Annotated in this window: 18 protein-coding genes; 9 read left to right on the top strand and 9 right to left on the bottom strand. The window is 70.2% G+C overall.

All coding sequences use genetic code 11. From position 1 onward, the window contains the following. Positions 1-197 precede the first annotated feature (197 nt). The 9 genes from ACIHIX_RS26055 (at position 198) to ACIHIX_RS26015 (ending at position 18173) form a co-directional block, all read left to right on the top strand. Positions 198-1049 (top strand): MarR family transcriptional regulator, encoded by an 852-nt coding sequence (locus tag ACIHIX_RS26055; RefSeq protein WP_399960085.1) that lies wholly within the window; start codon positions 198-200, stop codon positions 1047-1049. Positions 1050-1447: 398 nt separating this feature from the next. After that, entirely contained in the window at positions 1448-2860 is a 1413-nt protein-coding gene (locus ACIHIX_RS26050; protein WP_399960083.1) for an ABC transporter substrate-binding protein, read from the top strand. 125 nt (positions 2861-2985) lie between these two features. Beyond that, on the top strand, positions 2986-3945 hold the full coding sequence (locus tag ACIHIX_RS26045) for a carbohydrate ABC transporter permease (protein ID WP_399960081.1): 960 nt from the start codon (positions 2986-2988) through the stop codon (positions 3943-3945). A 17-nt stretch (positions 3946-3962) separates the two neighbouring features. Further along, positions 3963-4838, top strand: coding sequence for a carbohydrate ABC transporter permease (locus ACIHIX_RS26040; RefSeq protein WP_399960079.1), 876 nt, complete (start codon positions 3963-3965; stop codon positions 4836-4838). A 111-nt stretch (positions 4839-4949) separates the two neighbouring features. After that, positions 4950-6566 carry a glycoside hydrolase family 13 protein gene (locus ACIHIX_RS26035; protein ID WP_399960077.1) on the top strand — a complete coding sequence of 539 codons (1617 nt, stop codon included), beginning with the start codon at positions 4950-4952 and terminating at the stop codon, positions 6564-6566. A 196-nt stretch (positions 6567-6762) separates the two neighbouring features. Beyond that, a complete protein-coding gene (locus ACIHIX_RS26030; protein WP_399960075.1) occupies positions 6763-8796 on the top strand; it encodes a glycosyl hydrolase family 28-related protein in 2034 nt (677 codons plus the stop codon). A gap of 93 nt (positions 8797-8889) precedes the next feature. Next, positions 8890-9900 carry a LacI family DNA-binding transcriptional regulator gene (locus tag ACIHIX_RS26025; protein ID WP_399960073.1) on the top strand — a complete coding sequence of 337 codons (1011 nt, stop codon included), beginning with the start codon at positions 8890-8892 and terminating at the stop codon, positions 9898-9900. A 348-nt stretch (positions 9901-10248) separates the two neighbouring features. Then, on the top strand, positions 10249-13620 hold the full coding sequence (locus tag ACIHIX_RS26020) for a CARDB domain-containing protein (RefSeq protein ID WP_399960071.1): 3372 nt from the start codon (positions 10249-10251) through the stop codon (positions 13618-13620). 263 nt (positions 13621-13883) lie between these two features. Next, entirely contained in the window at positions 13884-18173 is a 4290-nt protein-coding gene (locus ACIHIX_RS26015; protein ID WP_399960069.1) for a discoidin domain-containing protein, read from the top strand. An 81-nt stretch (positions 18174-18254) separates the two neighbouring features. Here the strand turns inward: ACIHIX_RS26015 and ACIHIX_RS26010 are convergent, their stop codons facing one another. The 9 genes from ACIHIX_RS26010 to ACIHIX_RS25970 form a co-directional block, all read right to left on the bottom strand. Beyond that, the gene (locus ACIHIX_RS26010) at positions 18255-18530 is read right to left on the bottom strand and encodes a DUF3253 domain-containing protein (RefSeq protein WP_399960067.1); all 276 of its coding nucleotides are present in this window, start codon (positions 18528-18530) and stop codon (positions 18255-18257) included. 9 nt (positions 18531-18539) lie between these two features. Next, on the bottom strand, positions 18540-19145 hold the full coding sequence (locus tag ACIHIX_RS26005; protein ID WP_399960066.1) for a dihydrofolate reductase family protein: 606 nt from the start codon (positions 19143-19145) through the stop codon (positions 18540-18542). A gap of 164 nt (positions 19146-19309) precedes the next feature. Next, positions 19310-19882 carry a DUF4383 domain-containing protein gene (locus ACIHIX_RS26000; RefSeq protein WP_399960064.1) on the bottom strand — a complete coding sequence of 191 codons (573 nt, stop codon included), beginning with the start codon at positions 19880-19882 and terminating at the stop codon, positions 19310-19312. 100 nt (positions 19883-19982) lie between these two features. Then, positions 19983-20318 carry a DUF3140 domain-containing protein gene (locus tag ACIHIX_RS25995; RefSeq protein ID WP_399960062.1) on the bottom strand — a complete coding sequence of 112 codons (336 nt, stop codon included), beginning with the start codon at positions 20316-20318 and terminating at the stop codon, positions 19983-19985. Between the two features lie 7 nt (positions 20319-20325). Next, positions 20326-20559 carry a DUF2945 domain-containing protein gene (locus ACIHIX_RS25990; protein ID WP_399960060.1) on the bottom strand — a complete coding sequence of 78 codons (234 nt, stop codon included), beginning with the start codon at positions 20557-20559 and terminating at the stop codon, positions 20326-20328. A 111-nt stretch (positions 20560-20670) separates the two neighbouring features. Beyond that, complete coding sequence (locus tag ACIHIX_RS25985) at positions 20671-21693, bottom strand: DUF5914 domain-containing protein (protein WP_399960058.1); 1023 nt, start codon at positions 21691-21693, stop codon at positions 20671-20673. Positions 21694-21842: 149 nt separating this feature from the next. Then, positions 21843-22877 (bottom strand): phytoene/squalene synthase family protein, encoded by a 1035-nt coding sequence (locus ACIHIX_RS25980; protein ID WP_399960056.1) that lies wholly within the window; start codon positions 22875-22877, stop codon positions 21843-21845. Next, on the bottom strand, positions 22874-24472 hold the full coding sequence (locus ACIHIX_RS25975) for a phytoene desaturase (protein ID WP_399960054.1): 1599 nt from the start codon (positions 24470-24472) through the stop codon (positions 22874-22876). Before ACIHIX_RS25975 ends, ACIHIX_RS25980 begins: the two co-directional genes overlap by 4 nt. A gap of 20 nt (positions 24473-24492) precedes the next feature. Continuing rightward, on the bottom strand, positions 24493-25758 hold the full coding sequence (locus ACIHIX_RS25970; protein ID WP_399960052.1) for a polyprenyl synthetase family protein: 1266 nt from the start codon (positions 25756-25758) through the stop codon (positions 24493-24495). Positions 25759-25987 lie beyond the last annotated feature (229 nt).

Raw genomic sequence — 25987 nt, 5'->3', positions numbered from 1 at the left:
TTCCATGTGTCGATCCACCGGGACGGGTCCACTTATGGAGCCGTTCCGGTGAGCAACGTACTTTTCGCGGCAGAGTGGCCGCGATGTATTCGAACTGGGTCGAACCGTGTTTGCGCGGGAGGAGGGCTCTCGGTTGCCGATGAGTTCGGGCGTGCGGGACGGTCCAAGTCGGCACACCTAGCGAAGGGGAGAGCCTGATGGGTAGGACGCGCGTGGATTCGACGACCCGCATCGCCCGCCGTATGCATGAGCTCCTGGAGCCGATCTGCCTCGTCACCTACCTCGCTGACGAGTGCAATGAGGAAATGGCCGCGCTCGGCCATCGCACCTACTGGGACGGCTATTTCGCCAGCCGCGCGGCGCCGCTGGGGCGGGTGCCGGCTGAGGTCGTGCACGCCGCCTTCTACAACTTCGCCGAGGGGGAAGCGGCACGGCACATCCCCGGCGCCTGGGAGACGATCCCGCCCGAGGCGTCGCTCGCCGCACGGGAGCGGGGCAGCGTGGCCTCACTACGGCGGATCCTCGGTGCTGAACTGGCCGATTCCCCAGGGCTCGTGCGCGCCGCCGACCTGACCACCAAGGCGGCGACGGGCGCGCCCACGGAGGGCAGGGTGATGTACGCCGGGATGCGCGCCCTTGCGGTGCCGAGCGACCCCGTCGCCCGGCTGTGGCACTCTGCGACGATGTTGCGCGAGCACCGCGGTGACGGGCACATCGCCGCTCTGGTCGGGGCACGCATCGGCGGTACGCAGGCCCATGTGCTGTCGGCGCTGGACATGGGCATCCACCCCGCGGAGTCGTTCGGACGGATCCATCACCTGCCGAGAAAGCGTCTGGCCGCCGTCATGGACCGTTTGCGCGAACGCGGACTCATCGACGCCGACGGCCACTTCACCGACGCGGGCCGCGAGACCAAACAACGCATCGAAACCCTGACCGACGAACTGGCCGCCCCGCCCTACGACGCGTTGACCCCCGCCGAACTCGACGAACTGATGACCGAGCTCGAACCCATCACCGCGAGGCTGGTGGCGACAGGCTCACAGTGACACGCCGCAAGAACCGCGGCTCCGCATGAACAGAGTCCGCCAACACTCCAAGTCGGCATGAGGACGGCCAGGCGCGGCAACCGCAGCGCCTGGCCGTCGCGCTTATCAAGCCTTTGCGTCCCAAGCGTCGGAGTTTGCGGGCGCGGGTGGGTTCGACCGCCGCTCGGCGGCACCGATTCCGGTTTGCCGTCGCTACCGGCGGTTCCTCGGTTACGCACCCGGGTGTCGGCCCCTCTTGCATCGTTGCCGACCAGACGACGCTCGATTGTCGAGCAATTACGAGTTTGACGCGCAATCTTGCGTTCACTTGTCGGTGGTGGTTGAGTGTGGCCCGCCCCACAACGCACCCGTACCGAAGGTGGGGCCTCCTCCACGTCATGCCCGAAGGGGACCCACCCATGAGAGTTGCCCGGTTCCGTCGTACGCGCCGCGCCAGCGCGGTCGCTCTCGTCTCCGCACTGACACTGACCGCCCTGGCCGCCTGCGGCACCAGCAGCAGTGACAACGGGGACAACGCCGAGGGGAGCGGATCGAGCGACCCGTCCGCCCCGCTGGACCCCAAGACGAAGGTGACCCTCACCATCGACTGCATGCCCCCGACGGCGAAGGCGGCCGAGCTCAAGGAGTGGAAGGAGGACGTCGCCGAGTTCAACAAGACGTACCCGAACGTCACCATCGAGGGGCGCTCCACCCCTGGCCAGTGCCTGGAACCGGCGCGGTTCACGGCCATGCTCAAGGCCAAGTCGCAACCGGACGTCTTCTACACCTACTTCACCGACCTGGACCAGGTCCTCTCCGAGGGCGGCGCCGCCGACATCAGCGCGTACGTCAACGACAAGACGGTGCCGCTGCTCAAGGACATCGACCCCAACGTGCTCGGGCAGCTCAAGCAGGACGGCAAGCTCTACGGCCTGCCCACGAGCAACTACACGATGGGCCTGCTGATCAACCGCAAGCTCTTCAAGCAGGCCGGCCTCGACCCCGACACCCCGCCGCGCACCTGGGACGAGGTCCGCGCCGCGGCCAAGAAGATCGCCGACCTCGGCGACGGCATCGCCGGCTTCGGTGAGTACAGCGCCGGCAACACCGGCGGCTGGCACTTCACCGCGCAGACGTACAGCCGCGGCGGCGAGATCGTCGACGCGAGTGGCAAGAAGGCCGCCTTCAACAACGACATCGGCAAGCAGGTCGCCGAGAACCTCCACGCCATGCGCTGGGAGGACGACAGCATGGGCAAGACCCAGCTGCTGAAGTGGGGAGACCTGCAGAAGCAGATCGCCACCGACAAGCTCGGCATGTTCCTCGCCGCGCCCGACGACATCGCGTACATGGTCCAGCAACTGGGCGCCCAGTACGAGAACTTCGGCATGGGGCCGATCCCCGGCGGCCAGAGCACCCTCGCCGGCGGCAACAACTACATGATCAAGAAGGGCATCTCCGGCGACAAGGTCAAGGCCGCGATCGCCTGGCTCAACTTCAAGAACCTCACCGTCGGCAAGGGCCAGTTCAACTGGGAGCGCACCAAGGCCGACAAGCTCCCCGTCGGGGTACCGCAGCCCAACTTCTGGCTGAACGAGTCCAAGACCAAGGACGACGCGGCCCGCCAGGCCAACGCCACCATGCCGGTCGCCAACTTCAAGGCGTTCATGGACAACCCGGTCCCGGGCAAGGCGGAGCCGCCGAAGGCCCAGGAGATCTACAAGGTCCTCGACAACGTGATGTCCGGCATCCTCACCAACAAGAACGCCGACATCGACAAGCTCCTGTCCACCGCCGAGTCGCAGGTCAACCAGGTCCTGGCCAACCAGTGACCGGCCGGGGCGGGGCAGCCCTACCGCGGCGGCCCCGCCCGGCAGCAGATACGGCGGCAGACACCACTGCTGCAACGGCAGCGGATTCGGCCGCAGCAACGGCAGTTGAGTACCGAGGAGCGACGATGTCGGCCCCGAGCCTGACCCCGAGCAAGGCGGGACCACCCCGCCCTCCCGAGCCGCGCACCGCAGGCCCCACGGCCCCCGGCGGTTCCTTCGCCAGAAGCCTCAGACGCAACCTGACGGCCCACGGCTTCCTCATCGGAGCCGTCCTGTGTTTCCTGGTGTTCTCCTGGTATCCGATGATCCGGGAGTTCTTCCTCGCGTTCCAGAAGACCGAGAGCGGACAGACGACCTGGGTCGGCTTCGACAACCTCGAAACCGTCTTCAACGACCCGGCCTTCTGGCAGGCCTGGCGCAACACCCTGCTGTTCACCCTCCTGGCGCTGGTCCTCGGCTTCGCCGTGCCGTTCGTAGTCGCGGTGGTCATCAACGAGTTCCGGCACGGGCAGGGCTATCTGCGGCTGCTCGTCTATCTGCCCGTGATGCTGCCTCCCGTCGCCTCGGTCCTGCTCTTCAAGTACCTGTACGACCCCGGATACGGGCTCCTCAACGAGCTGTTCGGCTTCCTGCACCTGCCCGAACAGCAGTGGCTCCAGGACCCCGACCTGTCCATGCTGTCCGTCGTCATCGCCGCGACCTGGATGAACATGGGCGGCGCCACCCTGATCTACCTCGCCGCACTCCAGTCGGTGCCCGGCGAACTGTACGAGGCGGCGGAACTCGACGGCGCGGGCCTGTTCCGCAAGATCTGGCACGTGACCATCCCGCAGACCCGGCTCATCCTGTCGCTGATGCTGCTCATGCAGATCATCGCGACGATGCAGGTCTTCGTCGAACCCTTCCTCCTGACCGGCGGCGCCGGCCCCGAGGGGTCCACGACCACCGTCGTCTACCTCATCTACCAGTACGCCTTCAACTTCAACAACTACGGTGCCGCGGCGGCGCTGGGTCTGATGCTCCTCGTACTGCTCGCCGGATTCTCGGCGCTGTACGTCAAGATCAGCCGCGCCGAGGACAAGTAGGCCAGGGGGAGTCCACCATGTCCACACGCACACTCATCGCGCCGGCCGTGCTCGCCAAACGCAAGGGCAAGGCGGTGTACTGGTCCGTCTTCGCGCTGGTCGTCGGCGGATTCAGCCTGGTGTTCCTCGGGCCGCTCTACTGGCTGGTCTCCAGCGGCTTCAAGGACACCCAGGAGGTGATCCAGACCCCGCCCACCCTGGCACCGCACAGCTTCACACCGGAGAACTACAGCCGGGCCTGGGACGTCATGGACCTGTCCTCGCTGCTGTTCAACACCCTCTACTACGCGTTCGGCGCCCTCGCCTTCCAGCTCGTTCTGGACGTGGCGGCCGCGTACTCGCTGTCCAAGCTCCGTCCCGTGCTGGGCAAGGCCATCCTGGGCATGATGCTCGCCACGCTGATGATCCCGGCGACCGTCCTCGTCGTACCGCAGTACCTGACCGTTCTGGACGTGCCGATCGTGGAGCGCAACCTGCTCAACTCGCCCTGGGCGATCTGGCTGCCGTCGGTCACCAACGCGTTCAACATCTTCCTGCTCAAGCGCTTCTTCGACTCCATCCCGCAGGAACTCCTGGACGCCGCCTCCATGGACGGGGCAGGCCCGATGCGGACCCTGCGCTCCATCGTGCTGCCGATCTCCCGGCCCATCCTCGGCGTGGTGTCGATCTTCGCGGTCGTCGGAGTCTGGAAGGACTTCCTGTGGCCGATGCTCACGCTGCCCGACCCCGCCAAACAGACGCTCAACGTCGGCATCTACTCGCTGTCCAACGGCGTGCCCGTCAACGTGCTGATCGCGGCACTGACCATCGCCTCGATACCGACGCTGCTCATCTTCCTGATCTTCCAGCGCAACATCATGAGCGGCCTGACCGCGGGAGGCCTCAAGGGCTGACGCCCACCGCACGGAACACACCCCAATGAGCTTCGCCGCCGCCCTGTCCATCCGCCCCGCAGCAACCGGGGCGGCGGCGAGGACCTTCTTCCTGCCCGAAAGGAACGCTCTGTGGCAGCCCCTCACGCGCCCCGCACCGCCGACTGGTGGCGCGACGCCGTCATCTACCAGGTGTACCCCCGCAGCTTCGCCGACGGCGACGGCGACGGCACCGGTGACCTCGCGGGCGTCCGGGCGAGACTGCCCTACCTCGCCGAACTCGGAGTCGACGCCGTCTGGTTCACCCCGTGGTACGCCTCACCGCTGGTCGACGGCGGCTACGACGTCGCGGACTACCGCACCATCGACCCCGCCTTCGGCACCCTCGCCGAAGCCGAGAAACTGATCGCCGAGGCCGCCGCGCTCGACATCCGCGTCATCGTCGACATCGTCCCCAACCATGTCTCCGACCAGCACGTCTGGTTCCAACAGGCGCTGGCCGCAGGGCCCGGCAGCGCGGAGCGGGAGCGGTTCCACTTCCGTCCCGGACGGGGCGAGAACGGTGAACTGCCCCCGAACAACTGGCCCTCCCAGTTCTCCGGACCGACCTGGACCCGGGTCCCGGACGGCGAGTGGTACCTCCACCTGTTCACCCCCGAACAGCCCGACCTCAACTGGGCCCACCCGGAGGTCCGCCAGGAGCACGAGGACGTGCTGCGCTTCTGGTTCGAGCGCGGCGTCGCCGGCGTCCGCATCGACTCCGCCGCACTGCTCGCCAAGGACCCCGCGCTCGCCGACTTCGAGGAGGGCGTCGACCCCCACCCGTACATCGACCAGGACGAACTGCACGACGTGTACCGGTCCTGGCGTGCCATCGCCGACGAGTACGGCGGGGTGTTCGTCGGCGAGGTGTGGCTGCCCGACGCCGAACGCTTCGCGCGCTACCTGCGCCCCGACGAACTGCACACCGCGTTCAACTTCAACTTCCTGTCCTGCCCCTGGGAGCCCGGCCGGTTGCGCCGCACGATCGACGACACCCTCGCCGAGCACGCCCCGGTCGGCGCGCCCGCCACCTGGGTGCTGTGCAACCACGACGTCACCCGCACCGTGACCCGCTACGGCCGTGACGACACCGGCTTCGACTTCGCCACCAAGCGTTTCGACACCCCCACCGATCTCGTCCTGGGCGCGCGCCGAGCCCGGGCCGCCGCGCTGCTGACCCTGGCGCTGCCCGGGTCGGTCTACCTCTATCAGGGCGAGGAACTGGGCCTGCCGGAGGCGGACGTCCCGCTCGACCGGATCCAGGACCCCATGCACTTCCGTTCCGGCGGCATCGACCCCGGCCGCGACGGCTGCCGGGTGCCGCTGCCCTGGGAGGCCGATACCCCGGCCTACGGGTTCGGCGCGGGAGCGGCCCCCTGGCTGCCGCAGCCCGAGGACTGGGAGCGCTACGCCGTGGACCGCCAGAGCGTCGACGCCACCTCGATGCTCGCGCTCTACCGGCAGGCACTGCGCATCCGCCGCGCCGAGCCGGGTTTCGGCGACGGGCCCATGCGGTGGCTGCCCGCCGAGGAAGGAGTGCTGGCCTTCGCCCGGCCGGGGGGAGTGATCTGCGTCGTCAATCTGTCCGCCGAGCCGGCCGGGCTTCCCCCGCACCGTGAACTCCTGTTGGCCAGCGCGCCGCTCGGCACCGACGGGACCCTGGCACCGGACACGGCGGTGTGGCTGAGGGTCGCCGACGACGCCTGACACCGACCCTCGGCTTCCCGCGCGCACCGCCCGTCGTTCTCTGCGCGCCCCGCCGTCCGGAGCAGGTCGGCCGGGCGCGCAGGTTCCACCCGCCCGCGCGGCCCCGCGCAGGCCCATGTCCGCGATCACCGCACCTTCCCCACCCGCTCACCGCTCGACGTGCCGCGTCCTTCCCTCCGACAGAAGCGAGTCCCCGATGTCTTCCAGACGTGTACGCGCACGCGCCGGCGCGAGAACCACCACCTTGTTCTGTGCGCTGCTCTCTCTCGGACTGGCGGCCGACGGCATCGCCGCCGCGGCGCCCGCTCGTGGCCCCGACGCGTCCGGCAGCCGTCCGGTCGTCACCCGCGCCGGACTGGATCCCGCGCTGGTCGCCGGGCGCGGCGCGGACGTGGACTTCGACGAGCAGGAAGCCGAGAACGTCACCACGGACGGCACGGTCATCGGTCCTGACCGCGCCCCGTACACGCTGGCTTCGGAGGCGTCCGGCCGGAAGGCAGTCCGGCTGACGCCCGGGCAGTACGTCGAGTTCGTCCTGCCGCGCGCCGCCAATGCCCTGAGCGTGCGTTACAGCATTCCCGACGCGCCGGAAGGCGGCGGCATCACCGCGCCCCTCGACGTGCGTGTCGCGGGCCGGCACCGCGCGACCATGACGCTCACGTCGCAGTACTCCTGGCTCTACAACCAGTACCCGTTCACCAACGACCCCCGCGCCGACCTGCTGCACCCCGACTGGTGGATCACCGAGTGCTCGTGCGTGCCCTCGGCCACCACGCCGGCCCCGGAGATCGACAAGCCGTTCCGGCCCACGCACTTCTACGACGAGCAGCGCCTGCTCCTGGACCGCACCTACCGGGCGGGCGACCGCGTGCGGTTGACGGTGCCCGCGGGCAGCCGCGCGCCCTGGACCGTGGTGGATCTGCTCGATTCCCAGCTGGTGGCGCCGCCGAAGGCCGTACGTGGGGGAGTGGACGTCCGCGGCTTCGGCGCGGACCCCACCGGCCGGCGGGATGCGGCGCCCGCGATCGAGCGGGCCATCGCCTTCGCCCGCCGCGTCGACCGGCCCGTCTACCTTCCACCGGGCACCTTCCAGGTCGACCGGCACATCGAGGTCGACGACGTCACGATCATCGGGGCGGGCAGCTGGCACACGATCCTGAAAGGCCGCCAGGTCACCCTGGACGCTCCCGCGCCCGACGGTTCCCGGCACACCGGCGTCGGGCTGTACGGCAGGAGTGCCGCGGACGGCGGCAGCCGTGACGTGCACCTGTCCGGCTTCGCCGTCGAGGGCGATGTCCGTGACCGCGTCGACACCGATCAGGTCAACGCGATCGGCGGCGCCATGAGCGACTCCACCATCAGCGGTCTGTATCTGCACCACACGAAGGCCGGGTTGTGGTTCGACGGCCCGATGCGGAACCTGCGCGTGCGCGACAACGTCATCGTCGACCAGGTCGCCGACGGCCTCAACTTCCATACGGGTGTGACCGGTTCGCTCGTGCACGACAACTTCGTCCGCAATACCGGTGACGACGGTCTGGCGATGTGGTCGGAGAAGACGGCCGACTCCGGCAACACCTTCTCCCGCAACACGGTGCAGTCCCCTACGCTCGCCAACGGCATCGCCCTCTACGGCGGACGTGACAACACGGTCAGCGGCAACCTGGTCGCGGACCCGGTGCGCGAAGGCAGCGCGCTGCACGCGGGCGCGCGCTTCGGCGCCATCCCGTTCGGCGGGTTCCTGCACTTCACCGACAACACCACGGTCCGCGCGGGCACTCTCGACCTCAACTGGCGCATCGGGCTGGGCGCCCTGTGGCTCTACGCCCTGGACGGTTCCATCGACGCCGACATCCGGGTCACGGGCGATCACTACCTCGACAGCACCCACAACGCGATCATGCTCGTGAGCGAGTACGGAGTGAAGGACCTCTACGACATCCCGTCCGTCCACTTCAAGGACATCCGCGTCGACGGCACCGGCAACTCGGTGCTCAGTGCCCGTACGAAGGGCTCCGCCACCTTCGAGAACGTGGACGCCCGCAATGTCGGCGCGGTCGGGGTGAACAACTGCGGCTCCTTCAACTTCCCGTCCGGCGGCTCGGAGTTCGCGCTGACCGACCTCGGCGGCAATGACGGCGGCTGGCTCGCCGGGTGGATGCTGCCGAACACCATCACCTGTGACGACCGGCCTCCGGTGGTGGAGCCTCCGGCGCCCTCACCCTGGTGACGCCCGGCCGGGGGCGAGTGGAGCGTCGCGCGGGCGACGGAAAATCGGAATTCTCTGCAATTGGCTTGCGTATTTTGCGCTAGGCTTGCGTTCATGACACGACGACTTGCTCAGGTGGCGAAGAAGGTTGGGGTCAGCGAGGCGACGGTCAGTCGTGTCCTCAACGGAAAGCCCGGGGTGTCCGAGGCGACCCGTCAGTCGGTCCTGACCGCTCTGGACGTGCTCGGCTACGAGCGGCCGACCCAGCTGCGCGGTGAGCGGGCCCGGCTCGTCGGCCTGGTGCTCCCCGAACTGCAGAACCCGATCTTTCCGGCGTTCGCCGAGGTCATCGGTGGTGCACTGGCCCAGCAGGGGTTGACGCCCGTGCTGTGCACGCAGACCCGGGGCGGCGTGTCCGAGGCGGACTACGTGGAACTGCTGTTGCAGCAGCAGGTCTCCGGCGTCATCTTCGCCGGCGGCCTGTTCGCGCAGGCCGACGCCCCGCACGAGCACTACCACCAGCTCGCGGAGCGGAAGATCCCCGTGGTGCTGGTCAACGCCTCCATCGACGGGCTGGACTTCCCGTGCGTGGCGTGCGACGACGCGGTCGCGGTCGAGCAGGCCTGGCGGCATCTGGCGTCCTTGGGGCACGAGAGGATCGGCCTGGTCCTGGGGCCCGAGGACCACATGCCCTCGCGCCGCAAGCTGGCGGCCGCCCGACTGGCCGCCGACGCGGTGGGCACGGTGTGGGACGACGCCCTGGTCCAGCGGTCGATCTTTTCCCTGGAGGGCGGTCAGGCGGCGACGGCCCGGCTGCTGGAGGCGGGGGTGACCGGCATCGTCTGCGCCAGCGACCCGCTCGCCCTGGGCGCCATCCGGGCCGCGCGCCGGCGAGGTCTGGCCGTGCCCGGGGAGGTGTCGGTCGTCGGGTTTGACGACTCCGCCTTCATGACCTGCACGGAACCGCCGCTGACCACCGTGCGCCAGCCCATCGAGGCCATGGGGCGTGCGGCGGTGGACCTGCTGTGCGCCCAGATCCAGGGCAGCGCGGCGCACCCGGGCGAGCTGCTCTTCGAGCCGGAGCTGGTGGTGCGCGGTTCCACCGCGCAGCCGCCCACTGCGTGACCGTCTGATCCCGCGTCGCCGCACGGCACCGGTGTCACCGCTTTCCCGGCGGTCGTGACACCGGTGCCGTTGTCGTTTCTCCAGCAGTTCCCTGTCGTGAACCTGACGGAGACGTTGACACGGACTTCATTTTGGAGAAACCTGTCACCTCAGCGTTGCAAGTGAGTCACATAACTACTCAATAAATCGACTCAACGGCGCCATCCCTCAATGAAGTCGTGCTGGGATCTCGGCGCGCGACCCCGCCACCCCCCACTCCCCGGCCCCGCCGCGCTCCGCGCCCGCGGGCCCGGTCCGGGCGGTGGCGGCGGGGCCGCCGCACCGTGCCCGGATTGCGGAGAGGCCACCATGAGACGCATCAACCTGAGCAGACGGCTGGGGGTCGGCCTGCTGCTCGCGGGTCTGACAGCCACCGGACTGCTCCCCGCCCCGGCACACGCCGCGGCCGAGACCAATCTGGCCCTGGGCAGAACGGCCACGGCCGGCGGAGCCCTCGGCGGCTACCCCGCCGCCCACGTCACCGACGGAAGCCAGCAGACGTACTGGGAAGGGCCCACCGGCTCGTTCCCGCAGTGGGTCCAGGTCGACCTCGGCGCGCCGGTTCCCCTGGACCGAGTCGCGCTGAAGCTGCCCACCGGCTGGGAAGCGCGGACCCAGTCGCTGTCCGTCCTCGGCAGCACCGACGGCGGCTCCTTCAGCACCCTCGCCGCCGGACAGGGCCGCGCCTTCAACCCGTCCGCCGCCAACACCGTGAACATCGACCTGCCGGCTACCACCGCCCGTTACGTACGGGTGCAGGTGACCTCCAACTCCGGCTGGAACGCGGCCCAGTTGTCGGAACTGGAGGTCTTCGGCGACGCCGGGCAGGAACCCGAGGAGCCGCCCACCGAGGCGGGCGACCTCGCCCGGGGCAAGCCCGTCGAGGCCTCCTCCACCACCCAGAACTACGTCGCCGCCAACGCCAATGACGGCAACGTCTCCACCTACTGGGAGTCGGCGGGTTTCCCGGCGAACCTCACCGTCAAGCTCGGCTCCGACGCGGATGTCGAGGCGGTGCGCGTCAAGCTCAACCCGGACGCGGCCTGGGGGCAGCGGACCCAGTCCCTCGAAGTCCTCGGCCGCGCCACGGGCGTGTCCGGGTTCAGCACGCTGAAGGCCCGCGCCGACTACTCCTTCAGTCCGTCCTCCGGCGGCAACAGCGTCCTCATCCCGGTCACCGGCCGGATCGCCGACGTCCGCCTCGCCTTCTCCTCCAACACCGGCGCGCCCGGCGCACAGGTCGCCGAGGTCGAGGTGCTCGGCACCGCCACCCCGCAGCCCGACCTCGTCGTCACCGACCTGACCTGGTCCCCGGCCGCACCCTCCGAGGCGGACCCGGTGACGGTCAAGGCCACCGTCCGGAACGCCGGGACCGCCACCGCGCCCGCGAGCGCACTCGACGTCAGCGTCGAGGGCACCGTCGCCGGTTCCGCCTCCGTCACAGGCCTGTCCGCGGGGCAGTCCACCACGGTCGACGTACCCGTCGGCAAGCGTCCGACGGGCTCCTACACCGTCTCGGCCGCCGTGGACCCGAGCGACACCGTCACCGAGTCCGACAACAGCAACAACAGCCGTACCGCGACCGGGAAGTTGACCGTCTCCCAGAGCCCGGGCCCCGACCTGACGGTCACCGGCATCACCACCAACCCCACCTCACCCGCGGTCGGCGCCGACGTCTCGTTCACCGTCGCCGTCCGCAACCGGGGCACCACCGCCGTCCCGGCGGGCAGCGTCACGCAGTTGACCGTGGGGGAGCAGACCCTCAAGGGCACGGCCGGCACGATCGCCGCGGGGGCCACGGCCGACGTCGCGATCAGCGGTACCTGGAAGGCCGCCAGCGGCGGCGCGACCCTGACGGCCACCGCCGACGCCACCGGCACGGTCACCGAGACCAACGAGGACAACAACGTCTTCGCCCGCTCCATCGTCGTCGGACGCGGAGCCGCCCTGCCGTACACCGAGTACGAGGCGGAGACCGACCGCTACCGGGGCACCCTGCTGACCGCCGACAGCAAGCGGACGTTCGGGCACACCAACTTCGCCACCGAGTCCTCGGGCCGCGAGTCGGTACGCCTGGACACCACGGGCGACTATGTGGAGTTCACCTCCACCAACGCGGCCAACTCCGTCGTCGTACGCAACTCCATCCCCGACGCGGCGGCCGGCGGCGGCCGGGAGGCGACCCTCAGCCTCTACGCCGACGGCACGTTCGTGCGCAAGCTGACCCTGTCGTCCAAGCACAGCTGGCTGTACGGCAGCACGGACGAACCCGAGGGGCTGACCAACCGTCCCGGCGGCGACGCCCGCCGCCTGTTCGACGAGGCGCAGGCGCTGCTGACCACGACCTACCCCGCGGGCACCACCTTCCGCCTCCAACGCGACGCGGGTGACACCGCCGCCTACTACGTCCTGGACCTGATCGACCTGGAGCAGGTGGCGCCGCCCGCCACCAAACCCGCCGAGTGCACCTCCATCACCGCCTACGGCGCGGTGCCCAACGACGGCATCGACGACACCGACGCCCTCCAACGCGCCGTCACGGCCGACCAGAACGGAGACATCGCCTGCGTCTGGATCCCCGCCGGACAGTGGCGCCAGGAGCAGAAGATCCTCACCGACGACCCTCTCAACCGCGGGCAGTACAACCAGGTCGGCATCCGTGACGTGACCATCCGCGGCGCCGGCATGTGGCACTCGCAGCTCTACACACTGACCGCGCCCCAGGACGCGGGCGGCATCAACCACCCGCACGAGGGCAACTTCGGCTTCGACATCGACGACAACACCAAGATCTCCGACCTCGCGATCTTCGGCTCCGGCACCATCCGGGGCGGCGACGGCAACGCCGAGGGCGGCGTCGGTCTCAACGGCCGCTTCGGCAAGAACACGAAGATCAGCAACGTGTGGATCGAGCACGCCAACGTCGGTGTGTGGGTCGGCCGCGACTACTCCAACATCCCCGAGCTGTGGAACCCCGGCGACGGCCTGGAGTTCACCGGCATGCGGGTGCGCGACACCTACGCCGACGGCATCAACTTCGCCAACGGCACCCGCAACTCGACCGTGTACAACTCCTCCTTCCGCAACACCGGGGACGACGCGCTCGCGGTGTGGGCGAGCAAGTACGTCAAGGACACCTCGGTCGACGTCGGCCACGACAACCACTTCCGCAACAACACCGTCCAGCTGCCCTGGCGCGCCAACGGCATCGCGGTGTACGGCGGTTACGGCAACACGATCGAGAACAACGTCGTCGCCGACACCATGAACTACCCGGGCATCATGCTGGCCACCGACCACGACCCGATCCCGTTCTCCGGCCAGACCCTCATCGCCAACAACGCGCTCCACCGCACCGGCGGGGCGTTCTGGAACGAGGACCAGGAGTTCGGCGCCATCACGCTGTTCGCACAGGGGCCGGACATCCCCGGGGTGACCATCCGCGACACCGACATCCACGACTCGACCTACGACGGCATCCAGTTCAAGACGGGCGGCGGTGCGATGCCGGGTGTGAAGGTGAGCAACGTCCGCATCGACAAGTCGCTCAACGGCTGCGGTGTCCTCGCCATGGGCGGCGCCCGCGGCAGCGCCACCCTGACCGGTGTGACCATCACGGGCTCGGCGGAGGGCGACGTCTGTGTCGAGCCGGGCTCCCAGTTCGTGATCAACCGCAGCTGACCTGTGCGGCGAACGGTTCGGCGGCCCGCCGCGCGCGGGTCGCCGAACCGGCATGTCCGCGCTCACGCGCCGTGGATGTCCGCCCATCGGGCCTGTTCGGCCGACCGACAACTCACCGTGCCGGATCTGTAGACGCTGCGACAATCCTCTGCAACTCTCTGACCGTTCAACGCAAAGTCTGAATTCCAGGGCGTCATAAGTGGATGCCCTCACCGGAGACGCGACCCGCACCCCCGACGTGCGATCCCGAAATGCGAGGAACGATGAGAACCCCCACCTGGAGATCACGGTGGCTGAGCGCCGCGATCGTCACGAGCCTGCTGGCTCTGGGCGGCCCCCTGATGACCGCCCACGCCGCCGGCGGACCCAACATCGCGCTCGGCGACACCGCATCGGCCAGCAACACCAACAACGGTTACACCGCCGCCAACATCACCGACGGCAACCAGGGCACGTACTGGGAGAGCGCGGGCAGCAGCCTGCCCCAGTGGGTCCAGGCCGACCTCGGCAGCAGCCAACGCATCGACGAAGTCGTCCTGAAGCTGCCCGCCGGCTGGGAGAGCCGCACCCAGACCCTCGCCGTCCAGGGCAGCGCCGACGGCACCAGCTTCACCACCCTCAAGAGTTCCGCCGCCTACACCTTCGCCCCCGGCTCCGCCAACACCGTCACCATCGGCTTCCCCGCCGCGCAGGCCCGCTACGTCCGTATCGCCGTCAGCGCCAACACCGGCTGGCAGGCCGCCCAGCTCTCCGAACTCGAAGTCCACGCCGCGGGCGAGTCCTCGACCAATCTCGCCTCCGGCAAGACCCTCAAGGCCAGCAGCCACACCGACGTGTACGCCGCGCCCAACGCCAACGACGGCAACCGCGCCAGCTACTGGGAGAGCACCAACAACGCACTCCCGCAGTGGCTGGAGGCCGACCTCGGCGCCTCTCTCGCCGTCAACCGCGTGGTCCTCAAGCTCCCCGCGGGCTGGGAGACCCGCAGCCAGACCCTCAAGATCCAGGGCAGCACCAACGGCAGTACCTACACCGACCTCTCGGCGTCGCAGGCCTACACGTTCAACACGGCGAACGACAACACCGCGACCATCACCCTCGACTCGACCACCACGCGGTTCGTCCGCGTCCTGGTGACCGCCAACTCGGTACAGCCCGCCGCCCAGATATCCGAGCTGGAGATCTACGGCCCCAGCGGCGGCGACACCCAGGCGCCCACCGCTCCCGCGAACCTGGCCTACACCGAGCCCGGCAGCGGACAGATCAAGCTCACCTGGACGGCCTCGACCGACAACACCGGCGTCACCGGCTACGACATCTACGCCAACGGCTCCCTGCTCACCTCCGTCGCAGGCGACGCCACCACCTTCACCGACAACCGCCCGGCCAACCAGACCGTCTCCTACCGCGTCCGGGCCCGTGACGCCGCCGGCAACCAGTCCGCCGACAGCAACACCGTCACCCGTGTCGGCGACGCCGGCGACACCCAGGCGCCCACCGCTCCCGCGAACCTGGCCTACACGGAGCCCGGCAGCGGCCAGATCAAGCTCACCTGGACGGCGTCGACCGACAACACCGGCGTCAGCGGCTATGACATCTACGCCAACAACGTCCTCAGGGACAGCGTCGCGGGCAACGTCACCACCTTCACCGACACCCAGCCCGCGACCAGCACCGTCACCTACTACGTCCGCGCCAAGGACGCCGCCGGCAACCAGTCGGGCAACAGCAACAGCGTCACCCGCAACGGCAGCGGCGGCAACGGCTCCAACCTCGCCGTCGGCAAGCCGATCGACGCCTCCTCCACCGTCCACACGTATGTCGCCGCCAACGCCAACGACAACAGCACCGCCACCTACTGGGAAGGCGCCGGCGGCAGCTACCCCAACACCCTCACCGTCAAGCTCGGCGCCAACGCCGACCTCGAACGCCTCGCCCTCAAACTGAACCCCGACAGCGCCTGGTCCGCCCGCACCCAGACCATCGAAGTCCTCGGCCGGGACCAGAACGCCTCCGACTTCACCAGCCTGGTCGCCGCCAAGAGCTACGCCTTCGACCCGGCGAGCGCCAACACGGTCACGATCCCCGTCACCGCCCGCACGGCCGACGTCAGGCTCCGCTTCACCGCCAACTCCGGCGCCCCGGCAGGCCAGTTGGCGGAGTTCCAGGTGATCGGCGTGCCCGCACCCAACCCCGACCTACAGGTGACGAACCTGACCACGACGCCCGCCTCGCCGGTCGAGTCGGACGCCATCACCGTCGCCGCCACCGTCCGCAACGACGGCCCCGCCGCCGCGGCCGCGAGCAAGCTCGCGGTGCGCCTGGGCGGTACCAAGGTCGCCACCGCCGACGTCGGCGCCCTAGCGGCCGGCGCACAGACCACCGTCACCGCCTCCATCGGCCAGCGCGAGGCCGGCTCCTACGAACTCAGCGCCGTCGCCGACGACACGGGCACGGTCATCGAGCAGAACGAGTCCAACAACACCTACACCCGGCCCACGCCCCTCGTCGTCAAGCCGGTCGCCAGCTCCGACGTGATCACCACCTCGGTGACCACCACACCCTCCAGCCCGTCGGCCGGAAACACCGTCTCCTTCAAGGCGACCGTGAAGAACCAGGGCACCGAGCCCACCGCCGCGGGCAGCCACGGCGTGACCCTCACCCTCCTCGACAAGCAGGGCGCCACGGTCAAGACCCTGACCGGCTCCTACGACGCGACCCTCGCCCCCGGCGACTCCACCGTCGTCACCCTCGGCCCCTGGACCGCCGCCAACGGCACCTACACCGTCAAGACCGTCCTCGCCGCCGACACCAACGAACTCCCCGTCAAGCGCAACAACAACACCGCCACCCAGCCCCTGTTCGTCGGCCGCGGCGCCAACATGCCCTACGACATGTACGAGGCGGAGGACGGCACCACCGGCGGCGGCGCCAGTGTCCTCGGCCCCAACCGCACCGTCGGCGACCCCGCCGGTGAGGCATCCGGGCGCAAGGCCGTCCGCCTCGACGCCACCGGCGAGTACGTCGAGTTCACCACCCGCGCCGCCACCAACACCCTGGTGACCCGCTTCTCCATTCCCGACGCGGCGGGCGGCGGCGGCACCGACGCCACCCTCGACCTCTACGTCGACGGCACCTTCAAGAAGGCCATCCCGCTCACCTCCAAGTACGCCTGGCTCTACGGCGCAGAAGCCTCACCCGGCAACTCGCCCGGCGCGGGCGCCCCGCGGCACATCTACGACGAGGCACACCTCATGCTCGGCGAGACCGTACCCGCCGGCAGCAAGATCCGCCTCCAGAAGGGCTCCGCCAACACCTCCACCTACACCATCGACTTCATCAACCTCGAACAGGTCGCCCCGGCCGCCAACCCCGACCCCGCGACCTACGCCGTGCCCACCGGATTCACCCACCAGGACGTCCAGAACGCCCTGGACAAGGTCCGCATGGACACCACCAACACCCTCGTCGGCGTCTACCTCCCGCCCGGCGACTACGAGACCGGCAGCAAGTTCCAGGTCTACGGCAAGCCGGTCAAGGTCGTCGGAGCCGGCCCCTGGTACACCCAGTTCCACGCCCCCAGCACCCAGGACAACACCGACATCGGCTTCCGCGCCGACGCCACCGCCAAGGGCTCGCTCTTCAAGGGCTTCGCCTACTTCGGCAACTACACCTCGCGCATCGACGGCCCCGGCAAGGTCTTCGACTTCGCCAACGTCTCCGACATCACCATCGACGACATCTGGAACGAACACATGGTGTGCCTCTACTGGGGCGCCAACACCGACCGCATGACCATCAAGAACTCCCGGATCCGCAACCTGTTCGCCGACGGCATCAACATGACGAACGGGTCCACCGACAACCTCGTCACCAACAACGACGCCCGCGCCACCGGCGACGACAGCTTCGCGCTGTTCTCCGCCATCGACGCCGGCGGCGCCGACATGAAGAACAACCTCTACGAGAACCTCACCACCACCCTGACCTGGCGAGCCGCGGGCGTCGCCGTGTACGGCGGCTACAACAACACCTTCCGCAACATCCACATCGCGGACACCCTCGTCTACTCGGGCATCACCATCTCCTCGCTCGACTTCGGCTACCCGATGAACGGCTTCGGCACCGATCCGACGACGTTCGAGAACATCTCGATCGTCCGCGCCGGCGGGCACTTCTGGGGCGACCAGACCTTCCCCGGCATCTGGTTCTTCTCCGCCTCGAAGGTCTTCCAGGGCATCCGCGTCAACCACGTCGACATCGTCGACCCCACCTACAGCGGCCTCATGTTCCAGACCAAGTACAACGGCACCACGCCCGAGAACCCGGTGAAGGACACCGTCCTCAACGACATCTCCATCACCGGCGCCCGCAAGAGCGGCGACGCGTGGGACGCCAAGTCCGGCTTCGGCGTCTGGGCCAACGAGATGCCCGAACCGGGCCAGGGTCCCGCCGTCGGCGAGGCCACCATCAACTGCCTGCGCACCGGGAACAACGCCCAGGACATCCGCAACACGACGACCACGTTCAAACTGACCGTCAACCCCTGCTGACAAACCCGATCACACCTGCCAGACCAGTAACAACCACCCGCGCCCACCGCACACCGCGGCGGGCGCGGGCACATGTGTGTGTCAGCGGCGTGCCCTACGGATACGAAGGGGGCCGCGCGCCTCGCCCTCCACGACCGGCCGTCCACCCTGGGTCACCTCGACCTGGCCCACTGCCGCCAGACGCCAAGCCGCCTGCCGGGTCGGCTCCATCAGCGCTCGCCAACCGTCGTCGTCGCCCTCGTAGACCTCGCGCGCCACGTCGGACGGGCAGATCGAAGCCGTGTCGGCACGACGCTCCAGCAGGCTGGTGATCGCCGTCTCCAGCCTCTGGGCCAGGTCCCGGTCCCTGTCCGCCATGGGGCGGTGTCACGCAGGGGTGCCGAGCGGCGGGTGTTCGAGCACGCGGGGCTTGTACTCGACCAGCTGGATGCGGCCGTCGAAGGTGCGGTGCTCGGTCATCTCAAGGGCGACGTCCGGATAGCCGTCGTAGATGCGTTCCTCGCCCGTGGCCCCCGTGATCACCGGGAACATCACGACCCGGAAGCGGTCGACGAGTCCGGCCCGGAGCAGGGACCGGGACAGGCTGAGGCTGCCGATCGTGCTGAGGAGCCCCGAGCCGGTCGCCTTCATGGCGCGGACCGCCTCGACGGCGTCGTCACGGACGAGCGTGCAGTTGGCCCACGTCAGCGGCTCCTCCAGCGACGAGGAGAACACCACCTTGGACGCCCTCGTGAGCTCGTCGACGGACGCCTCTTCCTCGGGCCGGAACTCGTCCTGGCCACCGGGAACCTCGCCCGCGGCGAAGCCCGACATCAGGCGGTAGGTGTTCGCCCCCATCAGGTAGGTGACCTCGGGCTGCTCGCCGAGCCATGCGAGGTACTCCGGGCCCTCCAGCCCCCAGAACCCGGGCCATCCCGCTCCCGACGCATAGCCGTCGAGAGAGGTGATGAAGTCGACGAGAAGCTCCGACATGGCAGTGTCCTTTCGTGGGGTGTCACGAGTTTGGACCGACCGAGACCCACAAACTCATCGGCCGCGCCGTGGAGCAACGCGATGGCCGTAGTGAGCGGCGAGGCCCAGGGGTGTCTGCCCGGTGGGCCCCGGAAGCTGCGGGTCGGGGTGTGCGGACGGAGTGGTCAGCGGACCGCGCCGTCGGTGGCCGTACCGGGGAGTGCCGCCGTCGGGTTCTCGGCGGAGCCGATCGCTCCTGCGGCCCTGCGTCGGCGTGCCAGGGACTCCTCGGCCGCCTGGCGCGGGTGGCGGCGGCGCCAGTACGGGTTGTCATGGGGGAGCCTGCTGGTGACCCGGCCGTACATGCCGAAGGTCAGGATGACCAGGCCCATGACGAAGCTGAACATGACGTTGGTCAGGCCGAAGTCGAGGAAGTTCGCGTCCTTGTCCAGCACGAAGATGTGCCAGAAGCCGCTGAGGAGGAAGAGGGTTCCCACCGTCATGTTGAGCGTGGACGCGAAGTTGCCGCCGATCACGGCGCCGGCGATCAGCGCGAGGCCGACGACGACGGAGACGAGGCTGAGGGCGCCGTTGGTGGTCATGCCGGCGATGGTGTCGCCGTCGGTGCCGAACGGGCTGAGCCGGTCGGCGAAGCCGAGGACTCCGAAGATCAGCAGGACCACGCCGCAGAAGGCGGCGCCGTACCGGTAGACGGTGGCGAGCTGGTGATCGACCGGAAGTTCGTCGCGGAGCTGCATGTCAGGTGATCCTCTCCCTGGGGGGTATGCCCTCCTTTCCGCTGGTTCGGTGTCAACGGTTGCACCTGCCACGAGGTCCGTGAGCCGGAGCGGCCCGCATTCAGCCGCCGTGGCCGGAGAGGGGGTCGTGGCCCCAGTTCATGAGGGAGTGGCGCCACGTCGTGTCGGCGACGTCCCCGGAGGGGCGCTGCGCCAGGTGGCGGCGGACGTAGCCGACGACCTTGCGCATGTGCTGGTAGTCCGCGTCGGACAGGTCGTCCTTGCGGGTGCGGAGGATGCCGACGATACGGCGGCCCGAGGCGTGGCCGGTGGACTCACCGCCGCCCTGGTGCTGTCCAGCGTCTCGGGACTCCGGTGTCTTCAGCCACTTGTCCAGTTCCGCGGGCGCCATGGTGACCAGGTCGCGGAACTCGCTCCATGTCTGCTCGTGATCCATGCGTGGCTCACTTCCCTCGCTTCTTGAGGGCGGACGGCTTGTGGACGGCGGATCGTCCGGACTTGTCGCTGCGCACCTCGTACTGCGGCTCGTCGGACGAGGCGTCCACCGTCCGTCCGGCGGCCTCGGTGCGGCGGGTGATCTTCTTCTCGACCTTGCCGGTCGCCTCGCTCCCGTGGCTGCGCCAGGTGACCTTGTCGCCTTTGCGCAGGTTCTTGTCCTGGCTTTCGTCCTTGGTCATGTCTTCAGCCTCCTGGCTTCCGAGTTCCCGCGGGGCGGAGGGTTGTACCGGTCCCAGCCCCGACGCGCTTCGCGGACATCTCCCTCCGGAAGGCGGCTCCGCCAGCACTCCTCAGCCGGGGAAGCGCCCGGTCGAGCGGAGTTGCCAGCGTCGTTCCGCATAGGCGAGATCGTCGCGCCACAGTCGGCCGGCGGCGGCCCGCATCAGGGGGCGCAGCAGCGGCGTCATCCGGCGGGCCACGGCGAATCCAGGCCGATCGGACGCCGCCACCACCGCTTCCACCACCGCTGTCCGCGGCCTGCCGTGCTCGTCGGCGCCGAGCGGGGTGGCGTGCGTCTCGACGACCGATCCCGCGCCCTCACCCCGGGTGATGCGCATCAGGACCGTACGCGGCTCGGGAGCGGTGAACACGGCCCGCACCGGTACGACGAGTCGCCCGGCGACCTTGAAGGACACGTCTACGGTGAAACCGTCCTCGTCCGTCGGGGCGCTTTCGTCCGGGGCGCCGGGCTCACGCTGCGAGGGTCCGTCGGGTCCCTGCGTCGCGGGGGTTGCGGGCACGACGGTCAGGTCCACGAAGGAGTACGGGTGGAACCAGGCGCCGTGCCAGGGGTCGAGACGGTTGGCCACGACGTCCTCGGGTTCGCAGGTACCGACGCCGACGTACACCGCGGACACCGCTCCCGCCAGTGCGGGCCGCGCAGGAACCACAGGCGCCTCCAGCGGTACCTCGCCACCGACGTCGTCCAGGCGCACCCACACCAGCACCCCGTCGTCGTGCGCGGGCAGTGGCTCCCAGCCCGCGAACGAGGTGCCGCGCAGGCCGAGCCCGTGCCAGTGGCAGACGAGGGTGCCGCAACGGACGGGGCTGTCGCGAAGCGGTGCGCCCAGGTGAGGGCAGATGCCGGGTCCGGCCACCAACTGTCCTGCGGCGTCGCGCCAGACGACGACCTCCTGCCCGGCGATCGTCCGGGCCAGCGGGCGGTCGTCGCGTACGTCGCTGGTGGCGCCCACGACGTACCAGTTGCCGGACGGTCGCGCCTGGGCGCGCTTCAGGGCGTCGGCGATGACGGCTGGGCGCGCCTCGCGCCAGGTCGGACGCTGACGTTCCCAGTCCACGGCGTTCCGGCGCAACGACAGGGGGTACCGTCCGCGCCGGACGGGACGGAGGGGAGGAGCGGCAGGAGCGGGAGGGACGGGCCGGAGGGGGCGGGCCGGTCGATCCGCAGGATCCGGTCGCCGCCGCGAACGGTCACCGGAGCGGTCGTCGACGGGGTCGGTGCTCACACGGCCTCCTTGCGCAGCGGGCCGTCCACGGCGTCGGACGAGCGGGGAGCCGGGGCCGGTGACCGCGGGGTCACGGGCTGCGGGGTCCGGCGGGGGCCGCGTGCCGCGATCCTCGCCGCCGACAGCCGTACCGCCCCGTCGAGGGCCACCGCGGCGCGCCGCCGCCGGGACACCACGGACCGGCGGTGCAGGACCGCGTACCCGTCCTCGGCGACGGCGTCCAGAATCGCGCCGTACAGGACGAACGCCGTGCGGATGCAGGGGCGCGCGACCGGGTCGAGCATCGCCAGCCCGGGGGCCGCCTCACGGTAGACGCCGCGTGTGAGGTCCTCGAAGGACCTGAACGCCTCCGTGATGCGCGGGTCGCGGTTGCCGGTCGCGCGGCTCCAGGACAGCAGGTCCCGATGGACGCCGTGGGCGCTCAGCAGGTCGGCGGGGAGGTAGACACGGCCACGGTCGAGGTCCTCGCCCACGTCGCGCAGGAAGTTGGTCAGCTGGAAGGCGACGCCCAGGGCGGCGGCGTAGGGGGCGGCCTCGTCCCGGGGGACCACCGTGCCCAGGACGGGAAGCATCTGGAGTCCGATCACCGCGGCGGAACCGTGCATGTACGCCCGCAGGCTGTCGTAGGTCTGGTAGTCGGTCACTTCCAGGTCGCTGCGCATGGCGGCCATGAAGTCGCCGAAGTGACGGTGGTCGATGTCGTAGCGTCGGGCGGTGTCGGCCAGAGCCAGCACCACCGGTTCGAGGCCGGCGCCGTCCCGCAGCCCCTTTTCCAGGTGCCGCTGAAGGCGGGCCAGTTCCGTCGCGCGGGCGTGGGGCGGGACGCGGGCGTCCAGGGAGTCGACGATGTCGTCGGCCCAGCGGGCGAAGCCGTACAGGGCGTGCACGGCGGGGCGGCGTTCGACGGGCAGCAGCCGGGTGGCGAGGAAGTAGGTCCGTCCGTGCCGGGCGTTGAGCCGACGGCAGTGGGCGTAGGCCTGGCGCAGCGCCGGGTCGGTGATGCCCGCCGCGTCGAGTTCACGGGCGGTCATGCGGGAGTTCCCTTCGAGGTTGCCGAGGAGGCGCGGGTGCTGGATGCGGCCGGCGGGTCCGGCGTGATCGAGGCCGGTGGGGCGGGGCGTCGGCGCCTGGGTGGAGCGGCCTGATGGCCCCCGGTGATCCGGGCCGCGGCGAGCTTGCCGGAGAGCAGCACGGTGGGCACCCCGACGCCCGGAGTGGTGCCGCAGCCGGCGAGCACCGCGTTCTCGGTGCCGCGTACGAGGTTGCGCGGCCGGAACGGGCCGGTCTGCGGGAAGGTGTGGGCCGCCGAGAAGGGGGTGCCGGCCGCGTGCCCCTGGTTCTGCCAGTCGGCGGGGGTGACGAGGGTTTCCTCCTGTACGGCGTCCGCGATGCCCTCGAATCCGCGCCGCTCCAGCTCTCGCAGCACGCTGTCGCGGTAGCGCGGCGCGAGCTCGGCCCAGGCGGTGGCGGAGGGGCCGATGGCGGTGTTGGGGCAGGGGGCGAGGATGTAGTGCAGATGGCGGCCGGGCGGGGCCAGGGAGGGGTCCGTGGCGGTCGGGCGGGTGATCAGCAGGGACGGGTCGCTCATCAGCTGCCCGGTGCGGGTCAGCTCGTCGAACGTGCGCCGCCACTTCGCCCCGAAGGACAGGGTGTGGTGGGCGAGGGTGGGCCACGTCCGGTCGGTGCCGACGTGCAGGACCACGGCCGAGGGCGCGTACCTGAGCGGCAGGATGCGGCGGGGTGTGTGTCCGAGGAGGCGGTAGGCGAGCGGCAGGTCGGGTGTGAGGACCACGGCATCGCAGGCGATGCGCTCCTGGTCGGTGACGACGGCCGTGACGCGGTCACCGCTGCGTTCCAGCCGGGTCACCCGCTCCCCGAAGCGCAGCTGCGCGCCCGCGTCGGCGGCGGCGTCCGCCATGGCCCGGGGCAGCGCGTGCATGCCGCCGCGGGGGAAGTACACGCCGGCGACGGTGTCCATGTAGGCGATCACGGCGTACGCGGCCAGGGCCCGCTCCGGCGGGACACCGGCGTAGAGCGACTGGAACGAGAACACCCGGCGCACGCGCTCGTCGCGCAGGTACCGGCCGATCCGGGCGTCGAGTCGGCCGAACCCGCCGAGCGCGGCCAGTCGGGCCAGATCGGGGGTCAGCAGGGCGAACGGCGAATCGAAGTTGGCGTCGATGAAGTGCCGCATCTGGGTCCGGTAGAGATCCTCCAGCCACCGGCGCAACCGCCGGTACCCGGCGGCCTCCCGGGGGCCGGCGAACCGCTCCAGCTCCGCCTCCATCGCGCGCGCGTCGGTGTGTACGTCGAGGCTGGTGCCGTCGGCGAAGAGCGCGCGGTAGGCCGGGTGCAGCGGGATGAGGTCCACCCGGTCGCGCAGGCTGTCGCCCACCGCCGCGAAGGCCTCGTCCGCCAGGTCGGGCATGGTCAGGACCGTGGGACCGGTGTCGATCCGGTAGCCGTGGTGGTCTAGCCGTCCGGCCCGGCCGCCGGGCAGCGGATCGCGCTCCACGAGCGTCACCCGGCGGCCCGCGCCCAGCAGATGCAGGGCGGCGGACAGGCCGGAGAGGCCGGCGCCGACCACCACGACGTGATCGGTGCGTCCCGGTACGGTTCTGGGCATCGAGCGGCCTCCTCGAAGGCTCATCGGGCGGCCCCTTCGACGGCCGCGGTCAGCAGCAGGGAGACGGGAAGGCCGTCCTCGGCGCTCGGGTGGCCCGGGGGCGGCGGGGGAGAGGCGGAGGAACCCGCCGTCGCGAGGAGCAGGTCACGCAGCGGCAGACGACCCTCCGGCTCCAGCCGAGCGGACTCCAGATGGCGCATCGCGTGGCCCGCCAGCCGGTCGATCTTCGCCTCGACGATGTCCCGCGCACCCGTGTCGATCAGTACGTCGCGGACTTCGCCGAGGCGGCTGTCGGGCAGGTCGGCGCGGCCGAGGCAGCTGCGCAGCACGGCGAGGCCCCGGTGGTCGCCGATCGCCTCGGCCCGGGCGTGCGCCACGGCCACGAGGTAGGTCGGCTTGCCCGCCCGGATGTCGCCGCCGACGGGCTTGCCGGTGCGCCGGGGGTCGCCGAAGACGTCGCCGAGGTCGTCGCGGAGCTGGAAGGCGATCCCGACGCACCGGCCCGCCGAGCACAGGGCCTGGCTGCGTGCGGCATCCGCTCCGGCGAGGGCGGCGCCCAGTGCCAGGGGACGTTCCACCGAATACAGGGCGCTCTTGAGGCAGGCGGCGCGGATGGCCCGCCGCATGGACCGTGAGGAGGTGGCCTGCCCCCGGAGGTCGAGATACTGCCCGGCCACCATCTCCGTGCGCATGACGCTCCACAGGTCGCGCACGGCGCGAGCCCGCGGCCGGGGCGCCTCGATGTCCGCGACCAGGTCGTCCGCCCAGGCCAGGGCCAGGTCCCCGGCGAGGATCGCCGCGGCCTCGCCGAAACGCGAGCCCGCGGCGCCCGGAACGGTGTCCGCGTACTGGGCGGCCACGTCCGCGTGCAGGGCGAGCCGTCCGCGCCGCAGCCGGGATCCGTCCATCACGTCGTCGTGGACCAGGGCGCAGCTCTGGATGAGTTCCAGTGCGGCACCCACATGCAGGGCCGCTTCGCACTCGGCGGCTCCGCCGCCGCAGGCGCGCATCGCCCACCACGCGAACTGCGACCGTATGCGCTTGCCCCCGTCCAGGGTGAAGCGCGCCAAGCGCTCGGCGAGATCACGGCCGAAGTCCGGGTCCACGGCGGTGGCCCGCTCCGTGCGTTCCGCCAGCACGGACTTCAGTACGCGGCCCACGGCGGCGGGCACATCGGCGTCGACGGCGCGCGGGTCCCTGCCGTCCAGGGCAGAGCGGGCCGGGGCGGGACGGGAGCCTGGCGGCCTCCCGGCCACAGGGTGATCCTTCGCCTCGGTGGGGCGCATCCCGGTTCCTCCCGTGTCGCTCGCGTAGCTTCCTGACCGAAGGCCTTCCTCACGAGCGGCCCGCACGGATGCGCCGTCGCGGCCGCGATCCCTGATCCGTCACAGCGATCGCACCTGGAACCCGGGCGGCGCCACGCCGACCGAGGCCCGCACGGCGCTGCTGAGGTGATGCCAGGTGGGGCCCGGCGCCGTCTCGTCCATGCTCGACGGACCGGCCGCCGACCGCACG

This window comes from Streptomyces sp. NPDC051913, assembly GCF_044593635.1.
GTDB lineage: Bacteria > Actinomycetota > Actinomycetes > Streptomycetales > Streptomycetaceae > Streptomyces.
This window is presented reverse-complemented; position numbering and strand designations above follow the sequence as displayed.

Bases quoted from the DNA above. Each gene is read 5' to 3' on its own strand.
- ACIHIX_RS26055 (WP_399960085.1), top strand. From the start codon at position 198: ATGGGTAGGACGCGCGTGGATTCGACGACCCGCATCGCCCGCCGTATG.
- ACIHIX_RS26005 (WP_399960066.1), bottom strand. From the start codon at position 19,145: ATGTCGGAGCTTCTCGTCGACTTCATCACCTCTCTCGACGGCTATGCG.
- ACIHIX_RS26040 (WP_399960079.1), top strand. From the start codon at position 3,963: ATGTCCACACGCACACTCATCGCGCCGGCCGTGCTCGCCAAACGCAAG.
- ACIHIX_RS26010 (WP_399960067.1), bottom strand. From the start codon at position 18,530: ATGGCGGACAGGGACCGGGACCTGGCCCAGAGGCTGGAGACGGCGATC.
- ACIHIX_RS25970 (WP_399960052.1), bottom strand. From the start codon at position 25,758: ATGCGCCCCACCGAGGCGAAGGATCACCCTGTGGCCGGGAGGCCGCCA.
- ACIHIX_RS26045 (WP_399960081.1), top strand. From the start codon at position 2,986: ATGTCGGCCCCGAGCCTGACCCCGAGCAAGGCGGGACCACCCCGCCCT.
- ACIHIX_RS26030 (WP_399960075.1), top strand. From the start codon at position 6,763: ATGTCTTCCAGACGTGTACGCGCACGCGCCGGCGCGAGAACCACCACC.
- ACIHIX_RS25980 (WP_399960056.1), bottom strand. From the start codon at position 22,877: ATGACCGCCCGTGAACTCGACGCGGCGGGCATCACCGACCCGGCGCTG.
- ACIHIX_RS26050 (WP_399960083.1), top strand. From the start codon at position 1,448: ATGAGAGTTGCCCGGTTCCGTCGTACGCGCCGCGCCAGCGCGGTCGCT.
- ACIHIX_RS26020 (WP_399960071.1), top strand. From the start codon at position 10,249: ATGAGACGCATCAACCTGAGCAGACGGCTGGGGGTCGGCCTGCTGCTC.
- ACIHIX_RS26015 (WP_399960069.1), top strand. From the start codon at position 13,884: ATGAGAACCCCCACCTGGAGATCACGGTGGCTGAGCGCCGCGATCGTC.
- ACIHIX_RS26025 (WP_399960073.1), top strand. From the start codon at position 8,890: ATGACACGACGACTTGCTCAGGTGGCGAAGAAGGTTGGGGTCAGCGAG.
- ACIHIX_RS25990 (WP_399960060.1), bottom strand. From the start codon at position 20,559: ATGACCAAGGACGAAAGCCAGGACAAGAACCTGCGCAAAGGCGACAAG.
- ACIHIX_RS25995 (WP_399960062.1), bottom strand. From the start codon at position 20,318: ATGGATCACGAGCAGACATGGAGCGAGTTCCGCGACCTGGTCACCATG.
- ACIHIX_RS25975 (WP_399960054.1), bottom strand. From the start codon at position 24,472: ATGCCCAGAACCGTACCGGGACGCACCGATCACGTCGTGGTGGTCGGC.
- ACIHIX_RS26000 (WP_399960064.1), bottom strand. From the start codon at position 19,882: ATGCAGCTCCGCGACGAACTTCCGGTCGATCACCAGCTCGCCACCGTC.